Origin of the sequence: Paenibacillus sp. JJ-223 (genome assembly GCF_927798175.1) — a bacterium.
In the GTDB taxonomy this organism is placed as follows: Bacteria; Bacillota; Bacilli; order Paenibacillales; family Paenibacillaceae; genus Paenibacillus; species Paenibacillus hubeiensis.
This window is the reverse complement of the sequence record NZ_CAKMMP010000030.1, coordinates 1-10561: the sequence shown is the minus strand read 5'-3', so window position 1 is coordinate 10561 and position 10561 is coordinate 1. Positions and strand designations below refer to the sequence as shown.

7 protein-coding genes are annotated in these 10561 nt (G+C 40.0%); all 7 read right to left on the bottom strand.

Annotation, left to right across the window (positions count from 1 at the left end):
• Positions 1 to 294: 294 nt before the first annotated feature.
• Positions 295 to 1458 carry a cysteine desulfurase family protein gene (locus L6H98_RS30950; RefSeq protein WP_236421533.1) on the bottom strand — a complete coding sequence of 388 codons (1164 nt, stop codon included), beginning with the start codon at positions 1456 to 1458 and terminating at the stop codon, positions 295 to 297.
• A gap of 202 nt (positions 1459 to 1660) precedes the next feature.
• The gene (locus L6H98_RS30945; RefSeq protein ID WP_236421532.1) at positions 1661 to 3493 is read right to left on the bottom strand and encodes an ABC transporter ATP-binding protein; all 1833 of its coding nucleotides are present in this window, start codon (positions 3491 to 3493) and stop codon (positions 1661 to 1663) included.
• 90 nt (positions 3494 to 3583) lie between these two features.
• The gene (locus L6H98_RS30940; RefSeq protein WP_236421531.1) at positions 3584 to 4288 is read right to left on the bottom strand and encodes an ABC transporter ATP-binding protein; all 705 of its coding nucleotides are present in this window, start codon (positions 4286 to 4288) and stop codon (positions 3584 to 3586) included.
• On the bottom strand, positions 4285 to 4752 hold the full coding sequence (locus L6H98_RS30935; RefSeq protein ID WP_236421530.1) for a hypothetical protein: 468 nt from the start codon (positions 4750 to 4752) through the stop codon (positions 4285 to 4287). The genes L6H98_RS30940 and L6H98_RS30935 overlap by 4 nt, the downstream gene beginning before the upstream one ends.
• Positions 4742 to 5200 (bottom strand): hypothetical protein, encoded by a 459-nt coding sequence (locus L6H98_RS30930; RefSeq protein ID WP_236421529.1) that lies wholly within the window; start codon positions 5198 to 5200, stop codon positions 4742 to 4744. Before L6H98_RS30930 ends, L6H98_RS30935 begins: the two co-directional genes overlap by 11 nt.
• 19 nt (positions 5201 to 5219) lie before the next feature.
• Positions 5220 to 7904 carry an FtsX-like permease family protein gene (locus L6H98_RS30925; protein WP_236421528.1) on the bottom strand — a complete coding sequence of 895 codons (2685 nt, stop codon included), beginning with the start codon at positions 7902 to 7904 and terminating at the stop codon, positions 5220 to 5222.
• Positions 7905 to 9310: 1406 nt separating this feature from the next.
• On the bottom strand, positions 9311 to 9904 hold the full coding sequence (locus L6H98_RS30920) for a sigma-70 family RNA polymerase sigma factor (protein ID WP_236421527.1): 594 nt from the start codon (positions 9902 to 9904) through the stop codon (positions 9311 to 9313).
• Between the last annotated feature and the right edge of the window lie 657 nt (positions 9905 to 10561).

Sequence of the window (10561 nt, the reverse complement as noted above, 5' to 3'; positions counted from 1 at the left end):
TAGCCACACGACGGTGGTATTCAGCCGTTATTTGGCGATGGAATATGAACGGCGCGAAACCAGTGATGACCGCACACTGGGAGGACTCTTTTTTCTCTTTGCCGATGAGGCTTCGTGATCTGGACTTCCAGACGGCGCTTCTGCAACTGATGAGTTTATTTCTCGACATGTCTCAAGCAAAAACAAAACAGAACGGACATTTTTTGTCAACTACAAGAATGGATCTCTGGTTTACCCAGCTATATCAAGGGTTTGTTTGGAAATTTGAGCTGCGAAAGTTGAGTAGCTTATCCACTATAATAAAGATAATATTTTTTTCCTAGAAGTAAAGCTATCTTCTAAGGAAAGCACAGTATCAATAAGATAATCTATGTCCGATTTATTCATACCATCGTGAAAACTTAATCTAATGCTGCTTGACGATAATCCATGATCCCCAGTAATTTCCATCAATACTCTACTTATGTTTCCATTAGAAGAACATGCAGATTGAGAGGAAGCAATTATACCATTCTTCTCAAGTACTTTTAAAGTTATAGCTGAGGGAATCCCTGGTACAGAGAAATTAAAAATATGAGAGGACACGTTATGGTATTCTGCACTATTAATCACAAAAGAAGGAATATTCGAAAATTTTTCAAATAATGTAATATAAAATTGTTTAAGTTTCTCTCTGCTTTGTTGATAATTTTGTTTCCCGATTTGAATGGCTTCTGCAACAGCTACAATGGAGGGTACATTTAGTGTCCCTGGTCTTAAACTTTTCTCTTGATCGCCTCCATAAATGACAGGCTCAACTTCAACATGTTCTTTAATAACAAGTATACCAATACCTTTTGGGGCCCCAATTTTATGCCCTGATAATGTATACATATCTATATAATCTAGTTTCAAATGAACTTTACCGAACCCTTGGGCACCATCAACATGAAAAAAAATGTTCTTGTTTAACTTCTTTAATTTCTCCCCAATTTCTTCTATTGGTTGTACTACACCCGTCTCATTATTCACATGCATTATGCTAATAAGAATTGTTTCTTCCCTTATTAAATTCATTAAACAATCAATATCAACGATTCCTATTTTATTAACTTGAATATAAGAGACTTCTACCTCCTGGGATTCTAAAAATTTGCAACATGAATAAATAGAAGAATGTTCAATGGGAGTAGTAATAATATGAATTTTTTTATGTTTCTTTTTTGCAGCTTTTATCACACCCAACAAAGCTAAGTTATTACTTTCTGTTGCCCCGGATGTAAAAAAAACTTCTTCAGATTCGACATTTAATAATTCAGCTGTTTGTTGTCGTGCTTTTTCTACAAAGCTCTTTGCTTCTTTGCCCATTTTATGAGTAGATGAAGGATTCGCGTAGATCTCTTGTGTCATTTTCATAAAAACATCTTGAACCTTAGGATGAATTGGCGTAGATGCACAATAATCGAAATACTTTATCATAAATCTTCCCTCCCGCTCAAGTTAATTAAACAATCCCGACATTTCCCGATGACTATGCTCAAACAAACAATTGTGAACGGATATGTATGCTGCAGACGCAAAATATTTAAGAAGAATCATCTTGGCAGAACGTCATGATTTACATACACGCTCTAGACATTTATCCATCGGTAGTTTAGATCAAGACTAGTAGCCCAGATATTTATAACGCAAACTGCAATTGATATTTTTCCGACTGAGCTTGAAACATTTTTGCATAATAACCTTTATTATCTAATAATTGGGCATGCGTTCCACATTCATGAATCTCTCCATCCTTGAAAACAACAATTCGGTCAGCTTTGATACAACTGCTTAAACGATGAGAGATAAAAATAGCTGTTTTGTTTTCCGTTAATTCAAGCATCTTGTCAAATATGTGTTCTTCGGCAAGCGGGTCAAGTGCTCCTGTCGGTTCATCGAACACGATAAACGATGCGTCACGAATGAACACCCTTGCCAGTGCCAATCTTTGCCACTGGCCTCCAGATAAGTCTTGGGATTCATGAAACAGATGACCTAATACAGTATCCAGATTTAACGAATTATTCTCGCTGGAAAGACCGACCACTTTCAATGCCTCATACAGTCGTTTATCATCCGTAACCCGATCCATATTTCCCACCATAAGGTTTTCTCGTACCGTTAGCTGATAACGGACGGAATCCTGAAATACGGCGATACAACTTTCCTTAAGACTATCATCACGAATGTCACAAATGTCTGTCTCGCCATAATAAATCGTCCCATTTTGCACAGGATAAATCCCCAACAAACATTTAATGAATGTTGATTTTCCAGCTCCATTGTCGCCAACAATGGCAATTCTCTCTCCCTGTTTGATGTGCAAATTTACATTTTTGAGAGAGGGCTCTTGTCGATTGGGATAGGTAAAGGATAAGTCTCTGACCGTAATCCCGGGCATCAGATTTTCAGGGAACAACATCTTTGCGTCTTGTTGTTTATTCTCTGGACATTGCAGATAGTTAAATAAACGCTCGCTGTACATCCCCTCTTCTCCGAAACGTACAATATAATTAACCAAACCTTTCATCAAAGCGTATGCGGAACTCACTGCGATGGTTAGCGCTACATACTCTCCAATCGTCATACGACCCTTAGAAGCAATGAACACAAGTATAACCGTCGTGCCAGCAATTGATAATTGCCCGATGTTCTCTATTATATAGTTCACAATGCCGGCTTTTCGCTCTAGTGCCATTTTCTCTTCCGCTTGTTCCCAATATGCGTCATTCCATTTTTTCTTAAAAAACGCACCCATGCGAAACAATTGAATTTCTTTTATCGTGTCTCGGTTACGGAACAACTGTTGTAAATACGACGCTTTCCTCATTAGCGGCGATTGAGTGACCGTTAAACGAAAGCGATGTCCGCTTAGTTTCGCGTTAGCTAAAAACGAAGGTATTGTGACAACAACAAGAAAAAGGGAAAGCCATGGGCTGAAGTACCACAACGTAAGCAAGTACCCGGAAATCGTAATGGAGTTCATAACAATCTGCCGCAAAGTCATAATCATTTGTATTCCACGCTCGCCGCTTCCGCTTGTCAACTGTAACAGGTCATAAGAGGCGTGCTTTTCAAATTCCAAAAATGACAGACGCAACGTTTTATCAATGATTAAATGCTCAAAAAAGTTAGCCGCGCGATAACTCATCCGCCGCTCATTGAGTTGCTCTATGAGAAGGAGAACACTTGTAACAGAGTTTAAGGCAACTTGTCCCAAAAGCCAAAAAACGGCATGTACATACGGCAACTCTCCCGTAATCACCCGCTCAGTCGTCCCAACAATTTTAGCAACCAGATAGATTTGGACAAGCGGTAAACACGCCTGAACAAGCATAATGATATGACTAACTAGCAATGCTCTAGGTGATACCTTCCATAATAACGGTATAATTTTACAGGTTGTATGAATGACTCTACGCCATTTCACTTGACTTGTCATCTTGCTTTCCCCACCAATCCACAAAGCCATCTATTTCGGTCACCATTAAACAGACTACCCGCTCAGAATAACTCCAAGAAAGAATGGATAAATCCTTCCTGTATTTCGTCTGATTGCTTATCACCCACCTTTTCCTTGTCCCTCCCTGTGCTCAACAGAATCAGTTAGTTTTCCGTCTTCCATACGAATTACACGATCTGTTGCTGATGCAACTAACGGATCATGCGTGACAATAACTACGGTCACTTGTTTATCTGTATTTATTTTGCGCAGCAAGGTTACTATCGCCTCCGATGTCACAGTATCTAAAGCCCCAGTAGGCTCATCAGCCCAGATGACACGAGGATTATGGACGATAGCGCGGGCAATGGCAACCCGTTGGGCTTGTCCTCCAGACAGTTCATGCGGCATAGCTTTCAACTTATCCGATAGCATGACATCTTCAAGTGCCGCCTTTGCAGCTTTGTGTGCAACTGACGTCTTAGCGCCCTGACTGATAAGCGGCAATGCAACGTTATCGACAACATTTAACACAGGAATCAGATTGTATTGTTGATAGACAAAACCCATCGACGTCAACCTGAGCGCGGAGACATCTTTTTCACTCATTTCGTGTATTGCTTGCTTGTCGAACCAAATTTCGCCACTGTCTGCTGACTCAATACCTGACAACGTGTAAAGCAAAGTAGATTTGCCACAACCAGATGGCCCCATAATGCTTACCATCTCGCCCCTTTGAATCTGTAAATCGACCCCTGATAATGCGACCGCTTGTGGAGTAGCTGCCATGCCGTAATTCTTGCGAACAGCTTTGGCTGCAATCATGATCTTGAAGCCTCCTCTACCACGGGAATAAGACCTAATTGGGTAATCGTTCCTCTCGTCGTCGCTACCTCTCCAATATCCCCCATATAGGCAATTGTACGGTCAGCGTTAAGCACATAGGCATATGGGGTGAATTCCGGGCGATACACGTAATATAATTCCTCAGCGGAAGCAGATAGAACGTCGAAGGAAAAGTCAAAATGCTGCCGAATTACCTGAGCTTCTTCCACGTCGCCATCAATTACAAGAACAATCTCCCCATCAAACACTTCGGCAACTCCTTCGAGTTTTGGCAACAACTCAATGCATTCTGCACAATACAGAGAGAGAATAACAATCAAAGTTGAATCGCGATCGTGTACTCGCCCAGCAAACATCGGCACTTCACCCAAATGATATTTTTCAGGCACATCACCTTCCAGTTCTCGCACTGAATCGAACAACTGGTTGATCTTAGACATCATAGCGAATCATCTCCTTTTCAATAGAGTCTAATACCGGCATTAGTGTCGACAAAGAGTTGAATGGTGCTGATTGCAATATGACCCCGCTTCTATCTAGTGCTGTCGCCCAAGGAACGCCAGCAAAGTGTTTTTTCCAATCCTCCGTCTCCATATAAAACACTTCTGCATGCACAGAAAACGCTTCATAGAATAAGGGCATATTGTCCTCCAGTGTGTCTACTAGGATGACCGTATTAACCGCATGCATTTGAAAGTAATCGTATAACACAGCAAGTGCATCCTGGCAAGGCGCACACCGAGTTGAGACGACAATCACTAACAATCCATTTCTTAAAAAATCATACAGCTTTCCCGTCCCTACCGTAAAATTAGGTAGCAACTCCCCAATCTCGGGAACAACACGTTTCTGCACCTTTTTTAAGAATTTCCTGTAATCTACATGTTCCATAAGTCATCCTCCTACCCTGTTACTCTTTCCGACTGATCTGTATACGTTTTAACCCGGCAGTGCTAAACAGGTTGAACAACCAGATAAAAATCAGTAATCCGATGATGAGACCTGTCACTTTAAGATAAGGGAACGAAAACTGAACACCCATCCACGCCAAGCGCAGCATCATCTCTGAACCAAGCCTTCCGACTATAATACCGCTAATCAACCCAATGATACCCATCAGACAACCCTCTACAATAAACACCTGTTTCAACGACTTTCGACTTACCCCCATCTGCCACAACATAACCATATGGGGAATACGCTCCTGTACGGATCGAGTCTGAATCACATACATACCGAGTAAAGCCATAAGCATCATAAATGACATAATGTAAGAGAACAGCGTCAATTCAGCTTTAACAATCATCGTAATGATAGCTTGGTCCTCACCAGGCGTACTCACAGTAACACCAGTTGTTTTTGTAAAATGATATTTCAGTGTCTTAATAGAATTTGCTGCCGCCCCATCACTATCAGCCAACTGCAACAGTGCAAAGCCTTTCGGATCCCCAGGCCACTTATAAGCACCGTTTGTACTATATTTGTTGTAGAGTTCATCAGCCACTATAAATGTCCTGAAATGGAATCGGTTATCATCGCCAATAGCGAACGTTCCTGCTATCGTGACCATTTCCTCTCCAATCAGGTTCTCTTCTTTGCCCCCACCTTTCAGCAAGCGAAGCGGAATCTGATCGCCTACTCGGTACGTACCTTCCAATTTATCATCCACGAGAACTATTGACTCTTGATCCCTCAAAGCCTGAAATACTTCTGCATCGCTCTGAAATTGCGGCGCACGGCTGGTGAGCGGTAAGTGGTAACTTTCCCCCAGCCACTTTCCCCACACGACTTGCGAATATGCCCATTTGTTACCATTTGTAGGCGGGATTACTTCTGTTAGATCAAGTGCTTTGTCGGGTGATGAAACAAATATTCTGTATGCATCCACGTAGGCAACACTTTGGACGATTTCTTGCACTTCATTCATATTAACTGTGAGCTTACTTTTTTCTCGCTCATCAGCATAAGACATATAAGCGTCGGCAGCCAAAAAAGAATCTCTCTTGTTTTTGGCGGAATAATCATCAACATTGGAAGTGAAACTAGTCATCACGATTAAACAGCAGGATAATATCGTGAATAATAAAATAATGCCAAATGAACGGTTAAATCGCATATTCGGGTACTGCGTGCCTAATGTAACAGCCAAACGATCCAACCAACGATGTGGAAAAATGAATAATACTGATTTCATCCAAGGTACAGTGAGAAACATAAGATAAGCTGTTGCTATAATGCCTAAAAGCCAGCTTATAATTGAACCGAATACTCTTGAATTAATCCTATCAGCATCTGAAAGCCCCTCTGTGGCGAAATAATTGAAATAAATGAATGCCACTGCGACAAGGAGACAACCTAAAATTTTGAGCAGACGATTCTTTGCCGGAGTAACACGATTATCCTCCTTGCCCATCAGGTGCAGAATGGATGTGCGCTTAATGAAACGCCCAACAAAACAAGCGAGCAGTACAAAAGCGATAAACATGGCCAATGCAATCCACAATGTCGATGTCACATCCACGTGGGGATGAATTGGATAGGCGTAAGCAGAATACCGTTCCAATAATTGTTCGATATAAAATACATTAACAGAAAGCAATCCATAACCCAGTACATTTCCAAGGACAACTCCTGAAATGGTAATAACCGCACACAGTAACATGCACTCACTTACGTAGATAGCAAAGCATTTACGGTTACTGAGTCCAAGCGATCGGAGTACGCCGAGATAATATTTGCGCCTTTCTTTCAAAATATTAAACAACTGCGCCAACAGCAAAAATCCAGCGAACAAAGAAACAGCAACAAAGAACAAAAATGGTGGCGTGAAAATACTTTGCACCATCGACATATGAGATAGCGCTTCTTCTTTGATTGGTCTCTCAATGAAATCAGTAAAGAAGGAACTGCCTGGTAGTGATGAATACATCCTTTCCGTCGCCAGTAACATACTGTGCGCGTTTGCTTCTGGAACACCGAATATCTGATGTGCAAGCTTATCTGAGAGAATAACTGTCCCTTGTGCACGCATTGTTCCGCGAAAACCTGTTAATCCGCTTTCCTCAGCTATATCGCGAATCGTTACAGGCACTTCTTGTCCATCAAACGAGATTGTCATTGTTTCACCGACACTAAGTCCCATCTGCCGCGCCAGCGGAGCAGATACAATCGCTTCTTCTGTAGTCAGAGAATCAGTAAACCACAAGGGCTGCTTCGGTTCCAGTTCCCGGGCATTATGAAAATCAAATCCTAATGCAATGATGTTAGCTTCCTCAGTTTTATGATTATTCCCGCTGTGCACGGAAACCACCTGAGACACGTAGGGAAGACTGGCAATATTTTTGGTTTGAAGTTTCGTCTTAATATTTTTAATCTGAGCCTCGGTTAACTCAAGTCCAAGACGCGGATAAATTTCTGTACCAATAACACCAAAGTGTTTTTCTTCCCAATTTGATTTACTATATGTAATAGAAGAGATGACAAAATAACAAGAAAAAATCAGGATGACCCCGATAGAGCCTATGCATACGGTGAGTAGCGTTTGCCGCATCTGGGCTGTGAAATTTCTGGCTCCCATTTTCCAAAATATGCCCATTGTAGCACCAGCTTTCTCTTACGGGCGCTTATAACCTTTGCCCCTTAATACAGACACAAATTGTAAATTTACGAGTTAGGATTGAATGGTTTATCCCCACCCTACTCGGTGACGGCGCTTGCATTTACACGAACACGTCACCGAAAGGAACATTGGGGGGCAGAGCTTCAAGCGCAAGTCGGTCATTCGACTTTGCTGCAATTCCGATACTCTGACGTACCACTTACTTGATAGGCGTGCAATCATCAGGATTTGAAATATTTTCAAACCACAATCGTTCAAGAAAGAATGACATAAGGAGCATTCCTAAGCATCGACCATCCAAAACATGGCTTAATCATTAGCATGAACATTCAATCTCGGAATAAGCGTATACGTCTGTGGAAGCACCATCTGGACGAACACAATGAATCCATACATGCTTAACAAATTGACGAGGAGAAAATGGATTTATTGGACTACACCATTCTCCATTACAAAAACCTGGGTCAGTTCTATTTCCTTGTGCATAATAACCGGAAGGACAACTTGCCATTTTTTTCACCTCCTTTCTCTAGGAAATTGCCCATCCTATATGCAAAAGAGGTTTCATGATGTAATATTGTTTAGAAGGCTTCTACTTTTACATTAAAAGAATTGGGCCGGGAGCCATAATCAAGTTTTCTTCTGAATGAGCAGGCTTAATTATGGCTCTTTTTATTGTAAAGGAGATTGTATTAACTCTCCTGCTTACAATCTTTAAAGAGGGTGTGGCTTTTCTTATACCAATGTCTAGTTCATAAGCAATTTATCCGCAGAGTACATTGGCACCATTAACAGCAAAGCGTTACTATTATCATGCAAAAATAGCATGATTTTAAATAATACCCACTCCCGCAACTATCAGTCAGACCAAATCCAGAAAAATATTGCACCTTAAAATTAAAAGTTAGTATAATAATTCCTCGTTACATATATAGACAATTTAACTTAGATTTTGCAACACTTGTAATAGAATTAATTCAGATATTTCCTCGTTCATTGAATGATTTGTAAGTTCACGCAAAAAACAGGGTTTTATCAGAGGCTGTGTATCCTTCATCACCTTCGTCGAATTTGAGAGCAGAATGTGGGCATGCTTGATTGTATAAGAATACTAGTCAACTCCACTATTTTATAACGATTTGGTATTTTGTCGGAATAAAGGCCACCCAACTCACTTGAAGGCTGCTCTTTACGCTCTGTTTAAAGAAGTCGCTATCAACTCGAGACGCTGCTCAAACTTTTCTATTGCTTTCTCGGTAACAGTTGCAAAGGATCTTCTTTTGATTCCTTTATTTTTCAGAAACCTATCATCATGTGGAACTCTGCTTAGTCAGACATAGCAAAATTCTTATCTGAATTACTTCTAATTCTTTAATGTATCTTTATCCATTGGTAAATTCTTCTTTTACATACCCTTCCGTTTGCTTTTTAAAAATATCTAAAGCTCTCCGCCGAGCACGGGTTAAATACTGCCTAATATTATTGATTGGAATATGCATAATCTCAGAGATTTCTTTATCGCTCATTTCAAGATTATATTTATAATATAATAACTCCCTATCACGTTTAGATAACTGATTCAATGATTTTGCTAACTCTTCGCTTTCTTCTCTCGTAGAACTAATTTCCTCTACTGATGCTCTAACATCAGATATAGACTCAATAAAGTCATCCGAAACTCCTATAAACATAGTTTTGTTCTCGAGAGCACGCTTTTTAATATAGTTGATAGAAATATTCCTAATTGTGTAAACAACATATGAAGTCCTTTTGCAACCGTCAAGCATCGATAAAACTTCAATTTTTTCAATAAATTTTATAAAGGCATCATTTATGAGATCATCTGCTACAGTATAATCGTAGGTAATCTCATAAGCCCTTTTTTTCATTATCGAGTAATATTGAGTATATAATTTGGATATAAATTCTCTTTCGCCGTCTGTTTTTAAAGTTGAAATTGTATGTAAAGGAATCATTTTCCCCCTCCTTATGTAAATAATGGTCTCCAATTGTTATTTATCCTGTAATGCAGTCTCTAACCCACAGGTACATTAACTTTTTTCGGTATGATGAATCGCGATGTCACTAACACCAACTCGTTGGGCTACTCCATCAGATTGGTAATGCTTTTATCTACCAGCCTGAGGATGAGGTAGCGACTTCGAGCTCCACGTGACGTCTCTTTCGTATGAAGGAGTCGAGTTTTTGAAGCCGTTCGCATTCTCACGTTTCAATTCAACCACGTATTTCCATACTTTAGTAATCATTCCCATTTCAATCTATAGCTTAAATGTAAAATTATCGGCGGTCAATATTCTATATTATATCTATATAGGAAAATTAAATTTTATAAAGGATATTTATCCTTTTCTCTACTCCGATTATTTCCGAAATTCTCTAATAGCAAATAATTTTTTGGTAATTCCAAGGACACAAAATTACATAAATTTTTTAATTAATTCACTCAACTTTCGCACCTAGAAAAATGGCTTAAACCATTGAGTGCGTAAGGATAATTCAGTAGATTTACTCGCATTGACAAAAAAACACCTCGCTTGTTTGGTATCATGGAAGTGCGACCAACCATGCCAACAAGAAAGGTGTGTAACCCTATGTTACAACAACATTCCCTG

Excerpts from the sequence above, each read along its gene's own strand:
- L6H98_RS30950 (WP_236421533.1), bottom strand. The coding sequence starts at position 1,458 with ATGATAAAGTATTTCGATTATTGTGCATCTACGCCAATTCATCCTAAG.
- L6H98_RS30945 (WP_236421532.1), bottom strand. The coding sequence starts at position 3,493 with ATGGCTTTGTGGATTGGTGGGGAAAGCAAGATGACAAGTCAAGTGAAA.
- L6H98_RS30940 (WP_236421531.1), bottom strand. The coding sequence starts at position 4,288 with ATGATTGCAGCCAAAGCTGTTCGCAAGAATTACGGCATGGCAGCTACT.
- L6H98_RS30935 (WP_236421530.1), bottom strand. The coding sequence starts at position 4,752 with ATGATGTCTAAGATCAACCAGTTGTTCGATTCAGTGCGAGAACTGGAA.
- L6H98_RS30930 (WP_236421529.1), bottom strand. The coding sequence starts at position 5,200 with ATGGAACATGTAGATTACAGGAAATTCTTAAAAAAGGTGCAGAAACGT.
- L6H98_RS30925 (WP_236421528.1), bottom strand. The coding sequence starts at position 7,904 with ATGGGCATATTTTGGAAAATGGGAGCCAGAAATTTCACAGCCCAGATG.
- L6H98_RS30920 (WP_236421527.1), bottom strand. The coding sequence starts at position 9,904 with ATGATTCCTTTACATACAATTTCAACTTTAAAAACAGACGGCGAAAGA.